Source organism: Paraburkholderia sp. BGA-UO-ETr-F12, from assembly GCF_059567945.1.
The window spans coordinates 248,133-271,169 of the sequence record NZ_JCAQOZ010000067.1 but is presented as its reverse complement, the minus strand read 5'-3'; the positions used below and the strand labels follow the sequence as shown (position 1 = coordinate 271,169).

Below are 23,037 nucleotides of genomic sequence, written 5' to 3'. Positions count from 1 at the left end.
AAGTGAAGGGGTCGGTTTGTCCGTCTACGCCGGCCTTTCAGTGGGTGGCATCTTTAATGCGTTCTACGAATCAGGCTGCCGGATGACGGCCTTCAGTGGAAACTCCCACAAACTCGCGGCGTGCACCAACACGCGGCGCCGCGCGTTCGCGCGTAGAAGGCAAATCAGACGTGCCGTCTGCCCCGCTGCATCAAGCATAGGACAAACGGCACATCGGTACACCAGCACATCAGTACAAAAGGAAACCGACGCGCAAACTCACGCGACCGCGTAGCGTTCGAGCCAATGCGCGTAAGGCGCCGGCAATGTCCACGACGGACGCTCGATACCCAGCTTCTTCGCCGCATGGTACGGCCAGTGCGGATCGGCCAGATGCGCGCGGCCAACCATCACCAGATCCAGTTGCCCGTTTTTCACCGAACGGTCCGCCAGTTCCGGCGTATCGATGCCCCATGCCGATGAAACCGGAATCCCGGCCTCGCGGCGCACGCGTTCGGCGATCGGCGCGAGAAACGCCGGCGCCCACGGAATCGCCGCGGTCGGCGTGGAAAAGCCCACGCTGACGCTCAGCATGTCCAGTCCCTCGCGCTTGAAATTCTTCGCAAGTTCGATCGACTCAGCTAGCGTTTCCTCGTCGCGGCCGTCGTACTCGATCACGCCGAAGCGCGCCGTCAACGGCAGGTGCTCCGGCCACACCTTGCGCACCGCCGCGAGCGTTTCCAGCAGGAAGCGGCTGCGGTTCTCGAGACTGCCGCCGTACATATCGTCGCGCTGATTCGAGTGGGTGGAGAAGAAGCTCTGGCCGAGATAGCCGTGCGCAAAGTGCAGTTCGAGCCATTCGAAGCCCGCGTCGCGCGCTCGCTTCGCGGCGGCGACGAAATCTTCGCGAACGCGCGCGATATCGTCGAGCGTCATCGCTTTCGGCACCTTGGGCAAATTGCCGCCGAACGCGATCGCCGATGGTGCGATGGTTTGCCAGCCGCGGCTGTCGCCATTAGCGATATGATCGTCGCCTTCCCACGGACGGTTGGCGCTCGCTTTGCGGCCCGCGTGCCCGATCTGGATGCCCGGCACCGAGCCGGCCGCCTTGATCGACGCGACGACCGGTGCAAAAGCCTGCGCCTGCTCGTCGGTCCAGATCCCGGCGCAACCCGGCGTGATACGGCCTTCGGGCGACACGGCCGTCGCCTCGACGATCACCAGCCCGGCACCGCCGCGCGCCAGACCGGCCAGGTGCACACGGTGCCATTCGTTGATCAGGCCGTCTTCGGCGGTGTACTGGCACATCGGCGGAATGGCGATCCGGTTGCGCAAGGAAACGTCTTTGAGCTTGTAGGGCTGGAACAGTGCGGACATCGGGTGAAACTCCTCTGGACTTGCTTGTACGTTAGTTCGATAAACATCGAATAACCAAGTATCGCAGAAACCTTTATCATTTGCAGGATGCGTACCTATAACCATCCTGCCGCTGAGGACTTCACGCTCGGACGGCTCTTCCATGCCCTGAGCGACCCGGTTCGCCTCGAAATCGTCCGTCGGCTGTCGTCCGTCGACGAGGCGACCTGCGGCGAGCTAGACGGCGGCCGCCCGAAGTCGAGCGTGTCGCATCACTTCCGGATCCTGCGTGAGGCGGGCCTCGTGCGCACGCGTGTGGCCGGCACCGTGCATCAGAATTCGTTGCGGCGCGCGGAACTGGACAGCCGGTTTCCGGGGTTAATGGAGGCGATACTCAAGCAGATCGCCGCGGAACCGGCGTTGAGCGAGCCGGCTTAGGGCTTCTGGCTTGTCGTCTCCGGCTTGTCGGCTTCAGCTTCGGCCCGCCTGCCCTGTGCGCCGATGAATCGCGCGGCAGGCGCCAGGCTGGCCGAATCAGCCGGCACGACACGGCGTCGATCTCAACCCGGCTTGCCCGCCGGTGAATCGCGAAGCTCGTGCACGAGAATACGCGCCTTGCCCGCGACTTTCGCACGATACATGGCGGCATCGGCCGCGCGTAACAGGGCTTCCCCACTCAAAGACGGTGCCTCGCCGCGCAGTAGCATGCCGATACTGGCCGATACCCGCACGACCTTCGCCCCGAACGTTATGGGCTGGCTCAGTGTCAGCAGGATTGCACGTGCAATTCTCTCCAGTGCGGCACGATCGACTGCAGGACCAGTCAGCAGCACGGTGAATTCATCCCCGGCATGTCGCGCAACCAGATCGCCGGCACGCACGCAGCGACTTATCCGACGCGCGGTTTCAATCAGCACTTCGTCGCCGCACTGATGCCCGTATGTATCGTTCACGGCCTTGAAGCCGTCCAGGTCGATAAACATGATGGCAGCCACGCCTTCGCCGCCTGCCGCGCATGCCTCATCCAGCCTCTCGAGGAAGGAGCGTCTGTTCGGCAGGCCGGTCAGCGCATCGTGGAACGCCTGATGCCGCAGCCGATCGAGCAACGCCGTTCGCTCCGTCACATCGCAGAAGCAGCTCGCGATTGTCTGGACTTGCGTCGGACGCTTCGTGAGCAGGTATCCCGATCACCCGAGAACGCATGCTTCACTGCTTCGGCTCCATTGGCTGGCCAAGCACGAATGGGCCGCCCTGGAAGCGTTGTGCGGGATCGTCGCGCGAGTCGCTCGGTGCGGTCGCGGGGAAACGTTCCGCGAACCGCGCAGCGCTGTCGCGCGGGTTGAACCCGAGGAAGCTGGCTTTCGTGTTGTCCCACCACTTGACCGGATTGTTCGACGCGCCGTACACGACTGCGTGCCCGACGCAATGCGTGAACAACGAGCAGCGCACCAGTTCAATAAAGTCGCGATAGCTCAGATACGTGACGAGCATGCGCGGGTTCTTCGGCTCTTCGAACGACGAGCCGATTCGCAGGCACACCGTCTCGATGCCGAAACGATCGTAGTAATAGCGCGAAAGCGCCTCGCCGAAGCACTTCGTCACGCCGTAGAGACTGTCCGGGCGCTGCGGCGAGTCGGCGTCGAGCACCTGGGTGACCGGATGAAAACCGATCGCATGATTGGAGCTCGCGAACACGATGCGCTTCACGCCGTGCTTGCGCGCTGCCTCATACACGTTGTATGTGCCGACAATGTTCGCGCCGAGCAGATCCTCGAACGGGGCGTCGACGGAGATGCCGCCGAGATGCACGATCGCATCGACGCCCTCGACAAGTTGCATCACCGCCGGCCGGTCCGCCAGATCGACGATGCTCGTTTCCTCGTGCGGCGCAGGTTCTCCGAGCTCCGAGATGTCGCTCACGCGCACGACATCGGCCCAATTGGCGAGCGCGCCGCGCAGCTGGCTGCCCAGGTTGCCGGCGGCTCCGGTCAGAAGCAGGCGCCGGAACGGCTTGAACGACGGCACGACTGTTTGGCTCATAAAAACTCCTGAAAGATGACTGACGGAAAACGTTTTCTATACGAGAGCGATGGATGAGGTTCAGCATCAAATGCCGGATGCGCGGCCATTAGACGGCGCTTACGCCGAATGGCATTCGCCCCCCTGACCGCGCTTTCTGCGACAATCGGTAAACAAAAGAGAAAACGTTACCTTTCGCATGAAAAAACCTTCCCCAACTATTCGCGACGTCGCCGCAGCCGCCGGCGTGTCGGTCGCCACGGTGTCGAAGTACATGAACGGGGCGCAGCGCTTCTCCGCACCGGTCGAGGCTCGCCTGAAGGCTGCGATCGAGGAACTCGGCTACCGCTCGAATCCGCTTGCGCGATCGATGATCACCGGCCGCTCCCGCACCATTGGGCTGACCATTCTTGACATCAGCAATCCGCACTTCACGAACGTCGTGAAAGGCGCCAACCGCGTCGCGCTGCGGCACGACTACACGCTGCTGCTCGTCGACACCGACGAAAACCAGGCGCGTGAGCGCCCGCTGATCGAAGCGCTCGCGCAGCGGGTCGACGGCCTGATCGTCAGTTCGCGGATGCCCGACAATGACGCGCAGTGGTTGCTCGATCTCGGCAAGCCAGTCGTGCTGTTGAGACGTAGCGATGTGCTGCAGATCCCGAGCGTCGGAATCGACAACCGGCTCGCAACCTACATGCTCGCGCGGCATCTGCTCAACCTCGGGCATCGTCACATCGCCTACCTCGGTTTTGGGAAGGCACGCATCAACGACGAGCGCATTCGCGGCGCGCGAGAGTGTCTGGAGGAGGCCGGCCTCACGCTCGACGTGTACGACGCTCACGCGCCGACGGCGCATGCAGGCGAAGATGCGTGCTCGCGCGTGATGCTCGGTCCGCGCAGGCCGCAGGCGGTGATCTGCTACAACGACCTGATCGCGCTCGGCTTCATGAAAGAGGCGGCGTCGCTCGGCATCAGGGTGCCGCAGGAGCTCTCGGTGACCGGCGTCGACAACGTCCCGTATGGCGAGTACGCAGCGCCTGCGCTCACGACCGTCGATATTCAGAGCGAGAAGATGGGCGAACTCGCGATGCAAAAGCTCATCGACGCGCTCGCGGGCCATGCGGAGGCTGGGCACTCGACGTTCGAGCCGAGGCTCATCGTCCGTGAGTCGACAGCGGCCCGCAGCTGAGGCGCCTCGTGCTTTCACGCGTCGAGCTTCGCGGGCGTCATGCGCGGCGTCAGCATCTGCATGACGCCAAGCGCGACGAGATAGGCGAGCGCGCCGATCGCGAACAGTACCCAGTAGTGGCCCGTGCGTTGCAGGACCTGTCCGATCACTTCCGAGAACAGCACCGCGCCGATCGAGCCCGCCATCCCCCCGACCCCCACAACCGCGCCCAGCGCGCGCTTCGGAAAGAGATCGGACGCGGTGGTGAAAAGATTCGCGGACCAGCCTTGATGTGCGGCTGCGGCCAGTCCGACGATCGCGACGGCGCCCCACAGGTTATCGACTTGGGAGACGAACGCGATCGGCAGCACGCAGCACGCGCAGATCAGCATCGCTGTCTTGCGCGCGGCGTTCACGCTCCACCCGGAACGCAAGAGCGCCGAAGAGAGCCAGCCGCCGCCGATACTGCCGACGGTCGTCATCGCATAGATGCAGACGAGCGGCAGGCCGATGTGCTGCATGTCCATGCCGCGCGACTCGTTAAGCCACTTCGGTAGCCAGAACAGATAGAACCACCACACCGGGTCAGTCAGGAACTTGCCGATCAGGAACGCCCACGTCTCGCGCTTTCGGATCAACGCGCCCCAGCCCGGCGCGCGGGCGTTCACGTTGACGGCATCGAGCGTCTCGGCCTCGTCCTGTCCGCCCTCCCCCGAACTCGTGTCTGCGGACCGGTAGAGCGCGAGCCATACGGCCAGCCAGACGAGGCCCACCGCCCCGATGATCACGAACGCCGCACGCCAGCCGAACGCCAGCGCAAGCGGCGGGATGATTGCGGGCGCGAACACTGCGCCGATATTCGCGCCAGAGTTGAAGATGCCGGTCGCAAGCGCACGCTCGCGCCGCGGAAACCATTCTGCCGTCGTCTTGATGGCAGCCGGAAAGTTACCCCCCTCGCCGATGCCAAGCAGCGCACGAACTATGGCGAAGCCGGCCACCGAGCCGACCGCCGCATGCAACACCGCAGCCGTGCTCCAGATCAGCATCGCAAGCGCGTATGAAATGCGCGTGCCCAGCCAGTCGACAATTCGGCCGAAGCACAGAAGGCCGACCGCGTAGAACGCCGAGAAGGCGATCACGATGCGGCCGTATTGCACCTGGGTCCAGCCAATGTCGTGCTGCAGCACCGGCGCGAGCAGACCGAGAATCTGGCGGTCCATGTAGTTGATTACGGTGGCGAAGAAAAGGAGCGCGCAGACCGTCCAGCGGTAACGGCTAGCGGCGGTGCGCGCGGGTCTGATAACGGCGGAATGCATGTAAGTCTCCGTTGCGCGGCGGCGTTCGTCGCGTCGCGCTATGTGTCATTGAAGGCAGGGAGCGCCGAGGGTCGCTATGCGCCGCAGCAGGTGCGCCACGTCACGGGCACGTCAATTTAGGAAAACGTTTTTCTAGGATAGAAGCATTGTGACTCTCTGTCTAGTCCTTGGTTTACCTGGTCTTGTGCTCTGCAATCCAATGGTGGGACCATCTATCCCCGAAGTAGGGTTAATCGTTTTCGTTCATATGCGTAGCGGCCTCTCGGCAGGTCGAGACGGCGCGGAGGTCAGGCGGACTGGCGGGACGCGGGTCCGTCGTGTTTCAGCATCGATCCACTTACAATCAGGAGACAAAAATGCATTCGTCAAGAAAATCAGCCGTTATTTTCGCGGCCAGTACACTGACGTTCCTTCTCGTCAGTGCCTGCGGAGGCGGCCTGAACGATGGTCCGAAAAGTCCAGTTTCTTCTGCGTCGACCGTGTCTCTCCACGGAATCGTTTATGGAGCGACGGATACGAGCGTCCCGCCAGGAGCAGGCGTGTCTATAACCATGATGGGGCAGATGAGGGCGCTCTTTGATCTCATCAGGAAAGCGCCTGATTTCACACAGGTGGTGATGGACCTGGGCGACGGCAGTCCGGTCCATGTACTCGATACGAACACGGGCGATAAATTTCTTCCAGGCAAACTGGCGCTCGGCCTGTCGTACATATTGATCGATATGAAAGCGAAAGGGGATCCGAAATACGCGGATTACCTCGCAACGTATCAAAAGATAACAACCGCGATGATGACGCAGACAAGCGGCGCGAATTACACGTATGCGAATACATCCTGGGGCGAGTACTACTACCTCGTTGCGCTTAATAATTTCAAAGCGCATGGCATGCTCAACGAGGTCTTCAGCGACGCAATGCTCGCTACTCTTCAAAATCGCCTGAACTTCTGCGATATGTTTGGCGCCGATGCAAGCGGCTTGAAGAATACGTGCCCCGCCACAGGTACGCCGATCGACGTTGCATCGCTTAATACCGCTCAAAACTACTATGCGGTTTCTTACGGTATTGCGGGACTAAGACAAAAACTGGGATGGAGCAATCCGACTTTCTCTTCCGCCACCGACCCGACTGTGGCATCGATGGGTGCGCGGGACGCGCTTCTGTACACACTCACGAATCACATTCGGAAAGACTCGTCCGGCGGTTTTTCCGACGAGGCCTCGAACACCCATACGACCTATTATGATCAGGCACGCTTCGATCGGTACAGCACGTTGCTAATTGGCGAAGTCGTTGAACGAACTTTCGAAATGGGCAATGAGGCGAATCTCACGCCCGAATTGAAATCCTATCTACGCAAGTCAGTCGACCTCATTCTTCCGCAGCTCAACGCAGATGGCCAGGGTTTCAATTATGGCAGGTCCATCGGGCCGTACGGGGACTCCGCCTTTATGGAAATCCTGACTGCTGCGGCAAATGCCGGCGTACTGTCCGCTCAGGAGATGGAGGTGGCCTATTCGTTCATCTACAAGGCGGCCTATCGTTTCGACACGTTCTGGTACGACCCGACCTTGCCGACTCCCTCCGTGAATATGTGGGTCAAGGGCCGCGGCACCGACGCGTATCGCGGCAAGCCTCGCGTGATGGGCGAGAACTTCAGCCTGCTGCACCAGTACATGTATGTGAACGCGTGGTGGGACAAGCTCGGTTTCAACGGCAAAGCGCCGATGTCCGATGCCGACCTGCAAGCGTGGCTGAATACAAAACCGCATTACACGCTCACCTGGTACAACTTGCCCACCGATACCGCGCATCCGTATAGCGCCGCGCTCATCACCGTGCGCGACGGCAAGCGGGTCATCAATCTGAATCTGAGCCAGGCGCCCGACTACAATTCGTACACGCCCTATTACCCGACGCCGTTCTCCGACAACCTGATTTACGGCACAACGGATCTGGGCTATGCGTTGCTGATTCCGCAAGTTTCCTATAACGGGAAAACCTACATTCCGGTCACGTATTATAAGAACCTGAATGTTCAGGAAAACAACGGCCAGGTGGCCGTCTCTTTCGACACGACCAAGTTCCGGCAGGCCGTTAAGAATGCGACCTATGCCACGGATATCGACCTGCAGGTCCACACGGTTCTAACGTTTGGTCAAGGCACACTGACGCGAACCGATACGCTGAGTTCCGGGACGTTGACCGGCCCCATCGCGGTCGAGACAGACTTCACGTCCTTTGCGGATTTCCCGAACACCACAGCGAATAGCGATGGATTTTCGGTTAAGTACGCTAATAGCAATGCGACCAGCTATGGCACGATGGGTTTTGACGGTTGCGCCCTGTCTAACTTCGAAATGGCGGCTGGGGTAACCAATCCGTTGTCGACCACTCCGATCGGGCAGCTGCATTCGAACTTTGCCTGTACGACACGCCCCTTCGCACTCAACGCGGGAAGTAGTCGTACGTTCAGCTGGACGCTGAAGTACGCCGTTTCAAATTGATCCTATGAAGTGCGCCGGCCTTTTAAGGGCCGGCGTTGCCTCGCAAGGAAGTCTATGAGCTGAACTAGCTGTGCGAGTCGAAAAAAAACCCATCCAGACGGACGGCCCTCGTATTCCCACAACGTCTCGCGCCTCTGTGAACCGATTGCCTGTCGGCCGAACCTCGGCTTGCCTTTACCCCTGGGATACGCGACATTTCTGGAATCGCCTGTAGCGAAGCAGAACACCCTGATCCAAGCCCGCTCGCAACCTCTGCATCCAGGAACAATGCGCATCCCACCACTAAAAGCCATCATCGCGTTCGAGAGTGTCGCACGCACGAAGAGCGTCAATCGGGCGGCCGATGAATTAGGGTTAACGCCATCCGCGGTCAGCCATCAGATTGCCAACCTCGAATCCATCGTGGGAAGGCCCTTGTTCACAAGACTGGGACGGGGGCTGGTTTTGACGCCCACGGGTCAGCAATATCTGGCCGATGTCACCGGATCGCTCGCCGACCTGAGCCGCGCGACGGAACGCGCATCGAGCCAATCGGGTGTCGAGATACTTCGCATTCACTCGAGTCCCAGCTTTGGGTTGATGTGGCTGCTGCCGCGGCTGGCTTTGTTCCAGGAAGCGAACGGCGACATTCAGTTGAATCTCGCATGCTCATATGAGGATGTATCGTTCACCTCCGGCTTCTATGACGTCGACGTCCGGCATGGCTACGCTCATTGGACCGATGGCGAGATCAAAACGCTACGCAACGAGTTCATCGCGCCTCTTGCATCGGAGGAATACCTGAGAAGACACCCGGTGCGTACCCCCGAGGATCTGCTCGAGCGGCGCCTGATCTTCTCGGAGACGCCTCTCGTTCAGTGGAAGCAATGGTTCGGCAAGTTCGGCGTCGCGGTGTCGCCCAAGGCATACGATTTCGCGTTCGACCGCTCGTACATGTCGCTCGAAGCCGCGGCGTTGGGACACGGCGTCGCGCTGGAAAGCACGATGCTCGCATCGGTCCACCTCAAGCGCGGTTCGCTCGTACCGGTCTTCGATCGCACGTATGCGGTCGAAGTCGGGGCCCATCACCTCGTTTACCCTTCCCAGAACGCGGACTTGCCGCGCGTGGCCAAGTTTTTGACCTGGGTCGAGCAGGAGATCAGCCGCAACACCTGAAAATTCTTCAGCAATAGTTGAGCCGAACTGCATTGATCGAGATGGTTGAAGCGCTGAAACTGCGTCTACCAACTAACGTGATCGATGGAGACAAACATGTTGCTCGACAGCCAGGTAGTAATCGTAACCGGCGCAGCCTCGCCGCGTGGCATTGGCAAGGCAACCGCAAAAGCGCTTGCTGCGCAAGGCGCGCGGGTGGTGATTCTAGACCTTCGCAAGGAAGACGCAGAGAGTGCCGCGCGTGAACTCGGCGAAGAACACTTCGGCCTCGCCTGCGATGTGACCGATAAGGCCGCATGCATGGCTGCCGCCAAGGCGGTCATCGAAAGGTACGGCCGTGTCGATGGTCTTATCAACAACGCAGGTATCACCCAGCCGTTGAAGACAATGGACATCGGAGCCTACAACTTCGATGCGGTCATCGACGTGAACCTGCGCGGCACGCTCTACATGTCGCAAGCGGTTATTCCGCAAATGAGAGCGCAAAAGAGCGGCAGCATTGTCTGCATGTCATCCGTGTCCGCGCAACGCGGCGGAGGCATCTTCGGCGGACCTCATTACAGCGCTGCAAAAGCGGGCGTACTCGGTCTCGCGCGTGCCATGGCGCGCGAACTCGGGGCGGACAACATCCGCGTCAACTCGATCACACCGGGCCTGATTCAGACCGATATCACCGGAGACAAGCTCACGACGGAGATGCGCGCCGACATCATCAAGGGCATCCCGCTCGGCCGACTCGGCGATGCGGCCGACGTCGCGAACGCCTGCCTGTTCCTCTCGAGCGATCTGTCGGCCTATCTGACCGGCATCACGCTCGACGTCAACGGCGGCATGTTAATCCACTAAGCGCAACATCCGTCGCGATTGCGGCGGATGAGTCAATGCACCCGGCGGTAAAAGCCGGGGCAATATGGCCGCAATCATCTTGCATGGGGCCAGACTAAGAGCTTTGCATGGGATGCAGAGTAAGCGCTAAAGCGCGAACTCTGATCGACAGCTAAAGCGCTAACTCTGGCCGACAGGAGACAACCATGAAAACGAAAGCCGCTGCGCCGTCTATGACGGGCGATGTCACATCGCTTGCCGATCCGGCGAGCTTCGAATCAAAAACGTATGCGAAGGTGGGACGGCGCTTGATACCGTTCCTGATGCTGTGCTATCTGGGCGCTTATCTCGATCGGGTCAACGTGGGCTTCGCGAAACTGCAGATGCTCAACGACCTGCGATTCAGCGAAACCGTGTATGGCTTCGGCGCCGGCATTTTCTTCCTCGGTTATTTTCTCTTCGAGGTACCGAGTAATCTCATGTTGCACAAAGTGGGCGCGCGAAACTGGCTCGCTCGCATCATGCTGACGTGGGCGGTGATCTCGGCCTCCTTTGTCTTCGTCAAGTCGCCCACCACCTTCTATGTCCTGCGCTTTCTATTGGGCGTGGCCGAGGCAGGGTTCGCGCCAGGCGTCATCCTGTATCTGACTTACTGGTTTCCGTCTGCGCGGCGCGCCAAGGCGCTCTCCCTCTTCTTCATGGCGATTCCGCTGGCCGGCATTGTCGGCGGGCCGCTGTCCGGTTACATCCTGCATGCATTCCAGGGCGTACACGGTCTCGCTGGCTGGAAGTGGCTGTTCATCCTCGAAGCGCTGCCGTCGCTGCTCCTTGGCGTCGCCATCCTGCTCTACCTCGACAACGGTATCGCTGCCGCAAAATGGCTCACTGATCCGGAGAAGGCGCTCCTCGCACGCAACGTGGCGAGCGACAACGCCCACAAGATCGCCCATGTGTCGATCAGATCTTTCATCGGCGATCGTCGTCTGTGGTTGATGGCTGCCATCTACTTCTGCGTCGTGCTCGGTCAGTATGGGCTGACGTTCTGGCTGCCGACGATCATCCGCAAGTCCGGCGTGGCCGACCCGCTGTGGGTAGGCATCTTTACGGCCGTACCGTACCTGTGCGCCATCATTGCGCTGCCGCTGGTGGGCGCGAGCGCTGACCGCCACCGTGAGCGTCGTCTGCATCTTGCGATCCCGATGCTCGTCTCGGCAGCAGGCTTTGCAACGCTTCCGATGCTGGGCGGAGTCGGCGCGTCGCTGGTGTGTGTCAGCGTGGCCGCCGCCGGCATCCTCGCCTCGTCGTCGCAGTTCTGGTCACTGCCGACCGCGCTTCTCGGCGGCATGTCCGCCGCGGCGGGTATCGCCGCGGTGAACTGTTTCGCCAATCTCGCAGGCTTCTTCTCGCCTGCCATCGTGGGCTGGTTGAACGACCTGACCGGTAAATCGACGGCCGGGCTCATCTTTATCTCTGTGGCGATCGTCATGGGTGCCGCGCTTGTGTTCCTCGTGCCAGCCAAATCCGTCAATCGCTGACACCGTTTGCCGCAAAGACTCATTTTTCAATCAAGGAGAGATCATGAACAGTCCGTCATCAGATGCGGTGACGCTCGCCGAGCGCGCCTATCGGATTCGCAGAAACGCCTTGCTGATGGGCGAAGTGCAGGGCCAGGGCTATATCGGCCAGGCACTTGATATCGCCGATGTACTCGCGGTTGCCTACTTCGGTGCGATGCGTTACCAACCCGACAACCCCGACTGGGAAGGCCGCGACCGCTTCCTGCTGTCCAACGGCCACTACGCGATCGCGCTTTACGCCGCGCTTTTCGAAGCCGGCTTCCTGCCCCCGGAAGAACTCGAAACCTACGGCAGCGACGACAGCCGGCTGCCGATGTCCGGTATGGCGAGCTACACGCCCGGCATGGAGATGTCCGGCGGCTCGCTCGGCCACGGTCTCACGATCGCGGTGGGCCGCTGCCTGGGACTGAAGCGCAAGGGCTCAAACGCCTTCGTCTACACGCTCTTCTCCGACGGTGAACTCGATGAAGGCGCGATCTGGGAGGGCCTGATGTCGGCCGCTCACTGGAAGCTGGACAACCTGATCGCCATGGTGGACGTCAATAACCAGCAAGCAGATGGTCCCTCCTCGAAGATCATGGCGTTCGAGCCGCTCGTCGAGAAGCTCGAAGCATTTGGCTGGTTCACGCAGCGCGTGGACGGCAACGATATTGACGCGGTGAAAGCGGCCTTCGATGCTGCACGCAATCATCCGAAGGAGCAGCCACGGATTATCGTTTGCGATACCCGCATGGGCTGCGGCGTGCCGTTTCTCGAAGAACGGGAAAAGAACCATTTCATCCGCGTCGATGCCCACGAGTGGCAACTGGCGCTCGCAGCACTCGAAGCAGGGAGACAAGCATGAACGACACCACTCTTACCGCGAAGCCGCGCCTGAAGACCTCGGCGATGATCGCTTCCATTGCCGGCGAAGGACAAGTCACGCGTTCGGCGCCGTTCGGCCATGCATTGGCCCAACTGGCCCGGGAGAAGAAGAACGTGATCGGCATGACGGCCGACCTCGGCAAGTACACCGACCTGCATATCTTCGGAAAGGAGTTTCCGGACCGCTACTATCAGATGGGCATGGCCGAGCAGTTGCTGATGGGCGCGGCCGCAGGTATGGCGCATGAAGGGGCGCAGCCGTTCGTCACGACGTACGCCGTATTCGCAACCCGTCGCGCGTATGACTTCATGCACCAGGCCATCGCAGAAGACAACCTCGACGTGAAGATCATCTGCGCGCTGCCTGGGCTAACGACCGGCTACGGTCCGAGCCATCAGGCAGCCGAGGATCTTGCGCTCATGCGCGCAATGCCGAACATGACGGTCATTGATCCGTGCGACGCACTCGATACCGAGCAGATGGTGTCCGCGATCGCCGCGCATAACGGCCCGGTGTATGCGCGCCTTCTGCGTGGCAACGTTCCGGCCGTGCTAGACGAATACGACTATCAGTTCGAGCTGGGCAAGGCGAAGCTGCTTCGCGACGGCGCCGAGGTGCTGATCATCTCGTCGGGCATCATGACCATGCGCTCGCTGGAGGTGGCGAAGTTGCTGGAAGCGGACAACGTGGGAGTTGGCGTACTGCACGTCCCGACCATCAAGCCGCTCGACACTGAGACGATTTTGCGCGAAGCGCGGCGCACGGGTCGCATGGTGGTGGTCGCCGAGAATCACTCGGTGATCGGCGGCCTCGGCGAAGCGGTCGCGACCACGCTGCTCACGGCGGGCGTCACGCCGATGTACCGCCAAATCGCACTGCCCGATGAGTTTCTTGGTGCGGGCGCGCTGCCGACCTTGCACGATCGCTATGGCATCTCGACCAACGTCATGGCCGATACCATCAAGGGCTGGCTTCGATGAGCCCACGGTGTCATTCAGACGCAGCCGCACGGCGGACATCGCTCCGCCTGCGCGTGAAACGAGTCGTCTGCTAGTTTGAAAGGGGGGTGCGTCAGTTCCGTCGACGCACCGCCATCGACTGCCAGGCCCGTGCGTTGACGAAACCTGCTACGCGTTAGTACTGGCCGTCAACGCTGAAGCAACTAGCCGCGTGCTTGTCCGCAATCCTTTGGTTCCCGACAACCCATCGCGTCCCGCCGATGTCTTATCCAATTGGCCAAACGCAAACACTTAGCCCGCCTGGTTGATCGCTGCACCGTTGCCATGACTTATAATCATCAAGCCGTCGGGAAACACCCGGTGGTCAGGTGTGGAAGCCTGCAGTCAGAAACCGCACCCCCGCTCAGGCGGGGCGTGCGTCTACCTCTGCACGTCTATATTTCAATGGGCGGGCTGTGGTGGGGGAGCCGCGAGGCTCGCCGGCATGTTTCTGACCCGGTCTTCCAAACCCGCCACGTGCCCGCTCACCCACTTCCCCAAGCAAGCGAGTGTCGGGCGATCCAGGAAGTACCAGGGAGGTCGCACCATGAGCAGCAAACCTACAAAACAATCTCAACCCGCTTCACGCCCGTCTGTCGACGCGCCCCAGTACGAAAAACTTGCGCTCTCCACCTTCGATCTATGCAACCGGCAGTTGAGCCAGCTCAACACATTGATCACACTTGGGTCCTCAATATGTAGAAATCCTGCCATCACGGGTGACGAAAGACGACGTCAGCAGACCATGCTTGAATTGCTCGTCGATACGGCAGAGCAATATCAGCGGGAGCTGGAGTGTGACCGTGAGCTATATCAGGTGATCGCACTCGACGCGAAGGGCATCCCTCAAAGCCGCATCACCGCGAACCGTGCAATGCGCCTTCTTGCAGAGGCATCAGAAATAGCGGCGAAGGAAACACCAGCAGCCACAAAGCCGAGCCCGGGCAAGCAAACGTCCACCAGACCCACGACGAGCGCATAAACAGACGCGGCGGCCCGAGCATCGGTTCCTGCGCAGCACTAACCATCAAGAAGGTGGGCAACTTCAGTTGATCAGATTTGCAGGATGCCTGCCCTCCGTCACGAGCACGGGCAAGCGCCGCAAGCAAATGTGGACAGGCATCCGCGGGAGCTTTCCGGCGGTTCGTGCGAACGCGTGCTCCCGGCCACAAACAGCCGCTCACATGCGTCATCGCCCGGACGTTCGAGCGACGGTTCCACTCCGTAACGGCCATCCAATCGTCAAGGACGAACGCTTGGTCATCGGCCGGAGCCGCCATTGGGACAGGCCGGGTTCTTCGTCGCCAAACGTGGCGGATTGCCGACGTTGGCGGCCTGGATCAATCCGGCGGCAGCTTTCCTTATCGACGGACTCACACTCTCGACCCAAACCGATCATAAAACTTTTTCGTCAGCGGTCATTCGCTCGCCCCGTCAGACTAAACGACGGTGCGGATTGTGTTCGGTGCACTTGGGTTACACGGGGTTATTTCTGATTGAGTATTTCTTACTCAGATCCTTCACAGAGAACGCTAAGGCAGGCGGTAAGCGTTCGAGAAAGCGGATCTGATGCCGTGATCGGGGCGCAGGGCTACACGCGGGCTAACGCATCTCCAATAGGCACGTCTCCTCCTACAAAACCAATTACCTTGTTGACCAGTCGCGCCTTGAGCGCATCGAGAACGACCTCGGCCACATCTTCACGCGCCACCGGGTCGCGCGGAGAGTCGGCATCCGACACGATCTGAATGGTTCCCACTCCCGGCTCCATTGTCAGCGTGCCGGGGCGCAGCACAAGGTAATCGAGCCCGCTAGCAATCACGTAGTCGTCCGATTCGCGTTTCATTTGCGCGTAGTGTTGTAGTGCTTGCTGCGAACGTTCCGGCGCGTACGCAAGCAATGCACTGATAACGACAAAAAGGCCCACGCTGCTTTGCTTTGCGTAATCGACCGACTTGATGATCGAGTCGCGGTCGATCAGGCGTTCCTGCTCCGAGCCCTCGGTTTCTGCCGAGCCGGCGGCGTAAATGACAGTATGTACGCCGCTGAATACATGCGAGAAATCGCCAGTCAGGTCGGCAATGAGCGGTCGGACGCCGAACCGCTCGAAAGCATCGCTTTTTGCCGCGTTGCGTATCAACGGGCAGAACGGGATGGCGGCGGCATGCAATTTTTCGGCTATTAGCCGCCCCGTTCTCCCGCTTGCGCCAATTAACAGAACGTTCATGACTTTTCTCCTGGAACGATGTGCTACACAGCAGTCTGTATTCACAGTCTAGTATCAGAACGCGAAAGTTTTCTGCATCCATCAGGCTGGGGGAAGTCGCAACGGCGGGCCCAACCGCTATTCCTCGTCACCGAGTTTCCCTGCGTCCGTAAGCGCAGTCTTCCGTACAGTGTCAAACTTTGGAACCATCGTCGTAAGCGCGCTGTGGAGGGCCGGTACGGACACGACCGCGGACAACCGGCCCGAGCCCGTGAGAGGTGCTTGCTGGCCGGTAGTACGCGTTCGCAGAAACCGCAGGTAAGGAGCCGCCGAGGATCCAAATGTCCGGTCCGGGGACGATCGTCGAACTGGTGCAATCGGCCACTTTCGGACGTTCACGAGGGGCCGCTTTTGAGCAACTCGCTAGGTTGGCGGCACTGGTTCGCGCAGGCGCGTGAATCGATTTGAATTATTCAGTTCCCGTTCTCCGGCTTGCGCAGCGGGTGTTCTGTCAGAATTTCGCGGCACTGCGAAATGATTGTCGGTAAGAACGTTTGGTCAAGTGATTCATTGAACTCATGCCTCTCCAACATGTGGTTAGGCGAGAGGTGAATCCGCACATCGATGTGCCCGTTTGTCTTGGCCGTCAAAGTAACGCCGAGGTTTGGCTCCATGCAGTCAAGCGTCGCAGTGCCCGATAGGGACTCGTAGAGTCGCTCGCATTCCTCGAGGAGCTGCACCAACTCACCTAGATGCACAATGGGGCCGACCGTCGAAACGGTTGAGCTTGCGGAGTCGCATCGTGCGGTCACTTGCAGCCAGTTTCCATCCCAGTAATCTTGCGCCAACGGAAATTGACGACCGTGGACCCAGAGTTTCAACCCCCCAATCTGTAGGCTGGGTTCATCCAAATTCACGTGAGGTTGCTCGGACATTTAATCGGATTCGGTTGTTATGGGTGCACATGGTGCCGATGCGAAGTATATCGGCTAGCCGTAGAAGTCCGCGAATGTCCGGTTTCTGGCAGCCAATCAATGCTCTCAAGTGGCAGAAGCGGGTCGCGTGCTGCCGATCGCAGCGAAGCGAGGGTGAAGCGGCGCATGCTAATTGCATGAGGCGACACGCGGCCAGGAACGGCCGTTCGACATCACGTTTAGATTGTTGACAATCAAGCGTTTTTAAACAATCCTGGTGGGACGGCGAACACCCGCCGCCCGGTACTCACCGGCTGCCGCGCATGCTTGCCTCTTCGAAAATGCGAGTCGAACATGCGGTAATGAACGTCGCGAATCCGATTCAATCCGCTGCGTTGTTTACGAGCGACGTAAGTACGTGGTCGGCCCATACCCCGTTGATTTTTAGGTAGGACCGAGCCAGTCCTTCGCGATCAAAACCTAGCCGCTCCAATAGCTGTGCGCTACGAACATTTTCGGACCTAAAATTCGCCATTATTCTGTGCAATCTGACGTGGTCGAAAATATACGAAATGGCGGGCGTCAATGCTTCGCGCATCAGACCTTTTCCTTCAAACCGCTTTCCGACCGAGAAACCAAGGTGACACGCTTGGAAAGGGCCGCGCACGATGTTGGTGAAATTGCATTCCCCCATCATTTCTCCGCTTTCCGGGGAAATTAATAGAAGATGCACAGCCTGCCCTGAAGTGTTGTTATGGGCCATCGTGGAAAGTCGTTGCGCGACTGATTCAGCTTCAAAAAAGCTCTCGGCTCGAAGCGGCTCCCATGGCTGCAAATGGGCGCGGTTCTCAATACTGTATTCTCGAAGCTCTTGCACGAACTGGCCACACGCCGGTACAAGTTTTAGACGTGCGGTAGAGATTTCTTGATGTAACACATCGAAGCTGGCACTCGTCACATCGCTCTCCGTTGACAAAGGCGTGCGAGTATGTCTAGTCAAGAGTCTTTCGTCAATAGTTCGCCTGACGACGCGAATGTCAATGTCTGCTGCAGGGAAAACCGAACGTCCCCTATGGGTCGAAAGTACGCATTCGTTGGTGCCATAGCTGCCCTTCGCGGTTGCCGCTGTCGAACGACCGCCCTGCTGCCGCGAGCGGGCATGTCAGCGTCGACATGCGAGCGCCGACTAAGGCCAACGAAGCAACGTTCAACATCGCGAATTGGATGGCCGCTTCCTTAGTGAAACCGATGCCTGAACGTCCGGGCGACGGAGCGGACGAATGACGCTTCATGGTCGGACTGAATCCGATAATGATCGGCTCAGTTCTACCCTCACCAGCCATTCGACCTTCTACTTAAGAGACGTTCGCGTGCCTCGTACGCCAACCGTCGAAACCCGCTTGAACGGTTCCAGGCAAGCCCCGTTCACTGCGACTAGACGCCCATCGAAAAATTGAATGGGGCAGGTGACCGCGCGGTAGATCGATGCCCTACCCGCACGCGGAGCGTTCGAGCCGCACGTTCCGAGAGGCCGGAGGTCGTCACTGTATGATGCGCGGACAAGTCTCCACGGATAAAACTTGATGGATCAGCAGCCCGTTACAGTGCCACGCTCCGGCCGATTAATCGACGTGTTCGATGTTCTCAAGGTCTTCCTTAAATTGGGTCTGACGTCATTTGGCGGCCCGATCGCTCATCTCGGCTATTTCCGTCGTGAGTTCGTCGAAAACCGGCGTTGGCTCGATGATGAGGCCTACACCGACCTCGTAGCGCTGTGCCAGTTTCTCCCTGGCCCCGCCAGCAGTCAGGTGGGATTTTCGATCGGGCTTATGCGAGCGGGATGGCTCGGCGGTTTGGCCGCGTGGTGTGGCTTCACCTTGCCATCCGTTCTCTTGCTTATCGGCTTTGCTGCGCTCGCTCCTGACCTCGGCAATGCTGCGGGGCAAGGCTTGATCCACGGCCTGAAACTGGTGGCAGTCGCGGTGGTCGCACAAGCAGTGTGGGATATGGCGCGGCGTCTGTGCCCGGATCGTCAGCGAGCGGCCATCGCCCTTATTTCCATCGCAATGCTTGCCGTCTTGACGACGGTGTACGCCCAATTGCTGGTGATCGCACTCGGGGCGCTGCTCGGTATCGTCTTTTGCAGGACTGGAGACGCGCAACGGGGCAGCGAACCGCATCCGGCGCTTACCGCGTTGCGCATTTCACCCGTGATCGGATCGGCCGCGCTGGCGCTTTTCTTCGTTATTCTGCTTGGACTCCCCGCTTTACTGACGCTACATAACACGCGTGGCATTCAGATGTTCGACGCTTTCTATCGCTCCGGCGCACTGGTGTTCGGCGGCGGCCACGTCGTCTTGCCGTTGCTGCAACAGCAGACTGTCGCGACAGGTTGGATCGCGCCGAGTGATTTTCTGGCCGGCTACGGCGCGGCCCAAGCCGTGCCGGGACCGCTGTTTACATTCGCAGCCTTTCTCGGCTGGATGATGCCCGAGGCACCGCGTCACTGGGTCGGCGCCGCGCTGGCCACCGCCGGTATATTTCTGCCGGGTCTGCTGCTGGTCATAGCCGCCCTGCCTCACTGGCAATCCCTGCGCTCGCGCCCTGCCACGGCAGCGATGTTGAGCGGCGTGAACGCGGCGGTCGTCGGCTTGCTGGCTACAGCGCTTTATTCGCCGGTATGGGTCACTGCGGTGCTTTCGAAGGCCGACTTCGCTGTCGCGGCGGTCTGCTTTCTATTGCTTACCCGGTGGAAGGTACCGCCATTCGCGGTCGTCGTGGTGGGTGCGCTCGCTAGCATAGCCGAGTTTGCTTTACGTTGAACCGATGTCCGGACAAGCTCCGCGCACCTGCCCCACTCTGCGCATCGTCGGGACAAACGGTAACCGCAGATCGCAAAACTACCGGCACGGTCCATCCGGCTATCAACTGCAGGTTATTAACCGGCTGCTGCGATAGCAAAGAGTATCGACAGTCTGCGTGAGTAGGTCGAGCGCCCGGGACCATGCATTGCTTACCGGCACAATAAATTTCTTGCCGCCGGGCGCGTTGATCTAATCTACAAAGGCCGTGTCGACGAGACGTGGAAACTGATCGGAGGAATTCATGGCGGTCATCAAACGCAAACAACACGGGAAAGAGGTAGGCGACAAAGCCGAGTTCCAGAATAACCTCGGCGTCTATACGCCGATCATTTACGAGTGTGGTCTTGCCAGTGACGGCAGAACGGTTCTCGCCGTCAGTGCGACCGCAGGCAGATTGCCGCCCTGACGCCATCCCGATCCAATCGGAGAATCGAATCACCTCGCTCGATCGTAGGTGTCCGTTGTCATCGTTTCCGCGGGCGACTCCAAACCTCAAAGCTGCGAATCGAGCAGCGCGACAACCCGTTCCAGCAGCTTTTCAAGCAGCGGACGGCGGCGCCAGTCGTCAAGCGTGATGCGTTTCGCGTTGACAACGTCGCCGTCGAAAACGGCGGTCTGCCGGCGCGCGAAATCGCGGTCATAGATGTTGAGATTGGCCTCGTCGTTGAGCTTGAATGAGCGGCTGTCGAAGTTAGTCGAGCCTACCGACACCAGATACTCGTCGACGACGATCAGCTTGCAGTGATACATCGTCGGCTGATACTCGTACATCTCAACGCCCGCGGCGAGGAGGTCGCCCCAGCACGCGCGCGACGCCTCGCGCACCGTGTGGGTGTCGATGCGTTTGCCGGGCGTGATGATGCGCACCTTAACTCCGCGCTTCGCTGCCTCGACGATCGCGTTGATCGTCAGCTTGTCCGGCACAAAGTACGCACTCGCCAGGTGGATGGAATGCGTTGCCGCGGTGATCGCCATGAGGTACATGAGCTGCATGTCGTCGCTGCCGCCGGAGGGCGAACTGCTGAACATGTGCGCGAGGCCTTCGCCTGCGGCGTCGATCTCCGGAAAGTATTGCGGGCCGTGAAGCACATTGCCCGTCGACTTGATCCAGTTGTCCATGAAGACCGCCTGCATCTGCCCTACCGCCGGGCCTTCGACGCGAAAGTGCATGTCGCGCCAGTGCTTCTCATCCTGCGCGTGTCCGCTCCACTCGTCGGCGATACCCACGCCGCCCGTAAAGCCGATGCGTCCGTCGATCACGAGCAGCTTGCGGTGCGTGCGGTCGTTCATGCGACCAAGACCGGTCCAGTGCGGCTTATGGTACCGAACGACTTCCGCACCCGCCTCGCGCAGCATCCGCAAATAGCGCCTGTCCATCTTCGACGAGCCGACCCAATCGAGCAGCACATGCACCGCGACACCCGCGCGCGCCTTGTCGGAGAGAGCGCGCGCAAATTCCTCGCCAATCGCACCAGACCAGTAAATGAAGGTTTCGAAGGTGATCGTATGCCGCGCCGAGCGGATGCCCTCCAGCATCGACGGGAAGATCTCGTCACCGTTGAGGAGCACCTCGAAGCGGTTGCCCGGGACGACGGGCGGCCCGAGCAGCAGCCCCATCGAGCGAATGAACTGCGGATCGTCACTGGCGTAAAGCCGTTCGATCTTGTGCTCGAGCTTCTTCTCGCCGCTCGTCAGGTTCGCGATCACCAGCACGACGACGAGCGTTACCACGACCGTCAGGACAATAAGGGCAATCGTCGGCATGCGCGGGCCTCGCGTAGCGGACACTCGTCCGGAACCGTTAGTGTACGGGTATTCGGGACCGCGGATAGATCAGCGCTTCTCCCCTTCGTCGGCATGTTGCTGGGCGCTGCGCATGGAGAGTCAGCGCAATTCACTACGCCATCAAGAGAGTGCTAATGGGAACCAGAGAAGCTCGCCGGATTATCCGCAGCCTTCTGAGCCAAGATGCGCCGGAGTCGCTGAACCTCGTCATGCGCGAACAGGACGCGCTCGTCCGTCAGGAGGATTGAAATGACAGATGACCTGCGACGACAACCCCGCAAAGTTGAGCAAGCCCTGGTGGCACTTGAGGGCGTGATTGCAGTGCGGCGGGAGTACATCTCGCTGCTTTAGTGTTTGGGAACGTGTGACAAGAAGCTAACCTCCCTCGACGCACTTATAACGGCCAGGCCAGGTCACGTCCGCAGCGCAGCGAGACTGCGTTGCCGCGACTGTCGCCGGTGGGCCGCAGTGATACCGCCGCGGAATGTCCAGGTCGCATGTCGGTCGATATCGATTGCGGTTGGGCGCAAGCCGATCGCCTACGCGCCCCAAGGCGATCTACCGACGTTTGTGACAGAGTTCGCGCCCCGCATAGACGGCAGAAAACAGGCCGACGATAACGGCCGCTACGGCCAACGATTCATCTTGTCGTCCGGCGGGGGCCTGCGATGTCGCATAAAACCACAGGCCTATCCCGACTGCCGTCATGAACATGCCAAAGACAAGCCCCCACACCGGCCCCGCCGTATCGGGGCTCCCTAATCTGTGAGACATTTTCATCGCTATACTCCCCGTCCCGCACCGACATTTCCTGATTGCCAAAGCCTGCGAGTTCCGCATTGGCACGATTTTACGGTAGCGTACGCGGCCAAAAAGACGTCATCAACACGCTAAATTATGATTGAGGTCTTTTAGCGCTTTGCGATCAAACGGACAGACATCCATGAAAGAGAGGGCAACCGTTTTATGTGTCCGGGACAACCGTGTCTTGCTGGTTGCCAGGCTGAGATCGCGATGGGCGCTTCCGGGCGGCCGAATCCGCCGAGGGGAAGCACCTCACGAAGCCGCACTGCGTGAGCTGGCGGAGGAAACGACACTCACCGCGACCGAATTGACTTACCTTTTTCAGTTCAGCGGGTTCAACACGCTGCACTATGTATTCTTCGCCGACGTGGCGTATGAATCGGTTGCGCAGGCGAGCAACGAAATCACCCGATGCAAATGGTTCCCGCCCGTCAAGATTGGGACGCTTTCCGCGAGTGTGCCGACCCGGGGAATCGTTGAGCTTTTCCTTGGCCGCGTGGTCGCTGCTGAACACGGCGGTTTGCAGCAGATGTCGGAGCAAGTCGAGTGAATAACCTCAACGCCACCCGGATCCGCCGAAAAGAACAGCGTCCGGCGCCGTGATGGCGCAGGACCGTGAGCGCACAACAGTCCCTCGACTCTTTCGAAAGAGACGTTCGCGCCAGCCACAAGACATTGAGCGCGCGGCCGCTTTGG

At 60.0% G+C, this 23,037-nt stretch carries 20 protein-coding genes; 12 read left to right on the top strand and 8 right to left on the bottom strand.

Features of this window, described 5'->3' with window-relative positions:
• Positions 1-258: 258 nt before the first annotated feature.
• Entirely contained in the window at positions 259-1,356 is a 1,098-nt protein-coding gene (locus AC57B6_RS37720; RefSeq protein WP_178370813.1) for an NADH:flavin oxidoreductase/NADH oxidase, read from the bottom strand.
• A gap of 87 nt (positions 1,357-1,443) precedes the next feature.
• On the opposite strand from AC57B6_RS37720, the gene AC57B6_RS37715 reads away from it, so the two are divergent.
• Positions 1,444-1,773, top strand: a complete 330-nt coding sequence (locus AC57B6_RS37715; protein ID WP_028195174.1) for an ArsR/SmtB family transcription factor — start codon at positions 1,444-1,446, stop codon at positions 1,771-1,773.
• Positions 1,774-1,895: 122 nt separating this feature from the next.
• Here AC57B6_RS37715 and AC57B6_RS37710 read toward each other — a convergent pair whose 3' ends face one another.
• Complete coding sequence (locus tag AC57B6_RS37710) at positions 1,896-2,441, bottom strand: GGDEF domain-containing protein (protein ID WP_281663594.1); 546 nt, start codon at positions 2,439-2,441, stop codon at positions 1,896-1,898.
• Between the two features lie 100 nt (positions 2,442-2,541).
• Positions 2,542-3,375: an NAD-dependent epimerase/dehydratase family protein gene (locus tag AC57B6_RS37705; RefSeq protein ID WP_028195176.1), complete on the bottom strand. Its 834-nt coding sequence runs from the start codon at positions 3,373-3,375 to the stop codon at positions 2,542-2,544.
• A gap of 178 nt (positions 3,376-3,553) precedes the next feature.
• On the opposite strand from AC57B6_RS37705, the gene AC57B6_RS37700 reads away from it, so the two are divergent.
• Entirely contained in the window at positions 3,554-4,546 is a 993-nt protein-coding gene (locus AC57B6_RS37700) for a LacI family DNA-binding transcriptional regulator (protein WP_030099687.1), read from the top strand.
• A 14-nt stretch (positions 4,547-4,560) separates the two neighbouring features.
• Here the strand turns inward: AC57B6_RS37700 and AC57B6_RS37695 are convergent, their stop codons facing one another.
• Positions 4,561-5,841 (bottom strand): MFS transporter, encoded by a 1,281-nt coding sequence (locus AC57B6_RS37695; protein ID WP_496423252.1) that lies wholly within the window; start codon positions 5,839-5,841, stop codon positions 4,561-4,563.
• Positions 5,842-6,197: 356 nt separating this feature from the next.
• Here AC57B6_RS37695 and AC57B6_RS37690 point away from each other — a divergent pair, with 356 nt between their 5' ends.
• The 7 genes from AC57B6_RS37690 (at position 6,198) to AC57B6_RS37660 (ending at position 14,750) form a co-directional block, all read left to right on the top strand.
• Entirely contained in the window at positions 6,198-8,348 is a 2,151-nt protein-coding gene (locus tag AC57B6_RS37690) for a hypothetical protein (RefSeq protein WP_496423251.1), read from the top strand.
• 267 nt (positions 8,349-8,615) lie between these two features.
• Positions 8,616-9,503 (top strand): LysR substrate-binding domain-containing protein, encoded by an 888-nt coding sequence (locus AC57B6_RS37685; RefSeq protein WP_496423318.1) that lies wholly within the window; start codon positions 8,616-8,618, stop codon positions 9,501-9,503.
• A gap of 96 nt (positions 9,504-9,599) precedes the next feature.
• Positions 9,600-10,349 (top strand): SDR family NAD(P)-dependent oxidoreductase, encoded by a 750-nt coding sequence (locus AC57B6_RS37680; protein WP_496423250.1) that lies wholly within the window; start codon positions 9,600-9,602, stop codon positions 10,347-10,349.
• A 185-nt stretch (positions 10,350-10,534) separates the two neighbouring features.
• Positions 10,535-11,863 (top strand): MFS transporter, encoded by a 1,329-nt coding sequence (locus tag AC57B6_RS37675; protein WP_183797449.1) that lies wholly within the window; start codon positions 10,535-10,537, stop codon positions 11,861-11,863.
• Positions 11,864-11,906: 43 nt separating this feature from the next.
• Positions 11,907-12,749, top strand: a complete 843-nt coding sequence (locus tag AC57B6_RS37670) for a transketolase (protein WP_028195183.1) — start codon at positions 11,907-11,909, stop codon at positions 12,747-12,749.
• Positions 12,746-13,750 (top strand): transketolase family protein, encoded by a 1,005-nt coding sequence (locus AC57B6_RS37665; protein ID WP_046572416.1) that lies wholly within the window; start codon positions 12,746-12,748, stop codon positions 13,748-13,750. The genes AC57B6_RS37670 and AC57B6_RS37665 overlap by 4 nt, the downstream gene beginning before the upstream one ends.
• 565 nt (positions 13,751-14,315) lie before the next feature.
• Positions 14,316-14,750, top strand: a complete 435-nt coding sequence (locus AC57B6_RS37660) for a hypothetical protein (protein ID WP_496423249.1) — start codon at positions 14,316-14,318, stop codon at positions 14,748-14,750.
• Between the two features lie 609 nt (positions 14,751-15,359).
• Here AC57B6_RS37660 and AC57B6_RS37655 read toward each other — a convergent pair.
• From AC57B6_RS37655 to AC57B6_RS37645, 3 genes are all read right to left on the bottom strand, one after another.
• Complete coding sequence (locus AC57B6_RS37655; protein ID WP_028195185.1) at positions 15,360-15,995, bottom strand: SDR family oxidoreductase; 636 nt, start codon at positions 15,993-15,995, stop codon at positions 15,360-15,362.
• A gap of 452 nt (positions 15,996-16,447) precedes the next feature.
• The gene (locus tag AC57B6_RS37650) at positions 16,448-16,909 is read right to left on the bottom strand and encodes a WapI family immunity protein (protein WP_496423248.1); all 462 of its coding nucleotides are present in this window, start codon (positions 16,907-16,909) and stop codon (positions 16,448-16,450) included.
• 361 nt (positions 16,910-17,270) lie between these two features.
• Entirely contained in the window at positions 17,271-17,846 is a 576-nt protein-coding gene (locus AC57B6_RS37645; RefSeq protein ID WP_042274191.1) for a GNAT family N-acetyltransferase, read from the bottom strand.
• A 625-nt stretch (positions 17,847-18,471) separates the two neighbouring features.
• Here AC57B6_RS37645 and chrA point away from each other — a divergent pair.
• A complete protein-coding gene (chrA, locus tag AC57B6_RS37640) occupies positions 18,472-19,710 on the top strand; it encodes a chromate efflux transporter (RefSeq protein WP_496423247.1) in 1,239 nt (412 codons plus the stop codon).
• Between the two features lie 283 nt (positions 19,711-19,993).
• A complete protein-coding gene (locus AC57B6_RS37635; RefSeq protein WP_216752857.1) occupies positions 19,994-20,158 on the top strand; it encodes a hypothetical protein in 165 nt (54 codons plus the stop codon).
• Between the two features lie 86 nt (positions 20,159-20,244).
• Here AC57B6_RS37635 and cls read toward each other — a convergent pair whose 3' ends face one another.
• Positions 20,245-21,516 carry a cardiolipin synthase gene (gene cls / locus AC57B6_RS37630; protein WP_496423246.1) on the bottom strand — a complete coding sequence of 424 codons (1,272 nt, stop codon included), beginning with the start codon at positions 21,514-21,516 and terminating at the stop codon, positions 20,245-20,247.
• Positions 21,517-22,480: 964 nt separating this feature from the next.
• On the opposite strand from cls, the gene AC57B6_RS37625 reads away from it, so the two are divergent.
• Entirely contained in the window at positions 22,481-22,891 is a 411-nt protein-coding gene (locus tag AC57B6_RS37625; RefSeq protein WP_030099677.1) for an NUDIX domain-containing protein, read from the top strand.
• The last annotated feature ends 146 nt before the right edge of the window (positions 22,892-23,037 follow it).

Bases quoted from the DNA above. Each gene is read 5' to 3' on its own strand.
- AC57B6_RS37720 (WP_178370813.1), bottom strand. From the start codon at position 1,356: ATGTCCGCACTGTTCCAGCCCTACAAGCTCAAAGACGTTTCCTTGCGC.
- AC57B6_RS37715 (WP_028195174.1), top strand. From the start codon at position 1,444: ATGCGTACCTATAACCATCCTGCCGCTGAGGACTTCACGCTCGGACGG.
- AC57B6_RS37705 (WP_028195176.1), bottom strand. From the start codon at position 3,375: ATGAGCCAAACAGTCGTGCCGTCGTTCAAGCCGTTCCGGCGCCTGCTT.
- AC57B6_RS37700 (WP_030099687.1), top strand. From the start codon at position 3,554: ATGAAAAAACCTTCCCCAACTATTCGCGACGTCGCCGCAGCCGCCGGC.
- AC57B6_RS37695 (WP_496423252.1), bottom strand. From the start codon at position 5,841: ATGCATTCCGCCGTTATCAGACCCGCGCGCACCGCCGCTAGCCGTTAC.
- AC57B6_RS37690 (WP_496423251.1), top strand. From the start codon at position 6,198: ATGCATTCGTCAAGAAAATCAGCCGTTATTTTCGCGGCCAGTACACTG.
- AC57B6_RS37685 (WP_496423318.1), top strand. From the start codon at position 8,616: ATGCGCATCCCACCACTAAAAGCCATCATCGCGTTCGAGAGTGTCGCA.
- AC57B6_RS37680 (WP_496423250.1), top strand. From the start codon at position 9,600: ATGTTGCTCGACAGCCAGGTAGTAATCGTAACCGGCGCAGCCTCGCCG.
- AC57B6_RS37675 (WP_183797449.1), top strand. From the start codon at position 10,535: ATGAAAACGAAAGCCGCTGCGCCGTCTATGACGGGCGATGTCACATCG.
- AC57B6_RS37670 (WP_028195183.1), top strand. From the start codon at position 11,907: ATGAACAGTCCGTCATCAGATGCGGTGACGCTCGCCGAGCGCGCCTAT.
- AC57B6_RS37665 (WP_046572416.1), top strand. From the start codon at position 12,746: ATGAACGACACCACTCTTACCGCGAAGCCGCGCCTGAAGACCTCGGCG.
- AC57B6_RS37660 (WP_496423249.1), top strand. From the start codon at position 14,316: ATGAGCAGCAAACCTACAAAACAATCTCAACCCGCTTCACGCCCGTCT.
- AC57B6_RS37655 (WP_028195185.1), bottom strand. From the start codon at position 15,995: ATGAACGTTCTGTTAATTGGCGCAAGCGGGAGAACGGGGCGGCTAATA.
- AC57B6_RS37650 (WP_496423248.1), bottom strand. From the start codon at position 16,909: ATGTCCGAGCAACCTCACGTGAATTTGGATGAACCCAGCCTACAGATT.
- chrA (WP_496423247.1), top strand. From the start codon at position 18,472: ATGGATCAGCAGCCCGTTACAGTGCCACGCTCCGGCCGATTAATCGAC.
- AC57B6_RS37635 (WP_216752857.1), top strand. From the start codon at position 19,994: ATGGCGGTCATCAAACGCAAACAACACGGGAAAGAGGTAGGCGACAAA.
- cls (WP_496423246.1), bottom strand. From the start codon at position 21,516: ATGCCGACGATTGCCCTTATTGTCCTGACGGTCGTGGTAACGCTCGTC.
- AC57B6_RS37625 (WP_030099677.1), top strand. From the start codon at position 22,481: ATGAAAGAGAGGGCAACCGTTTTATGTGTCCGGGACAACCGTGTCTTG.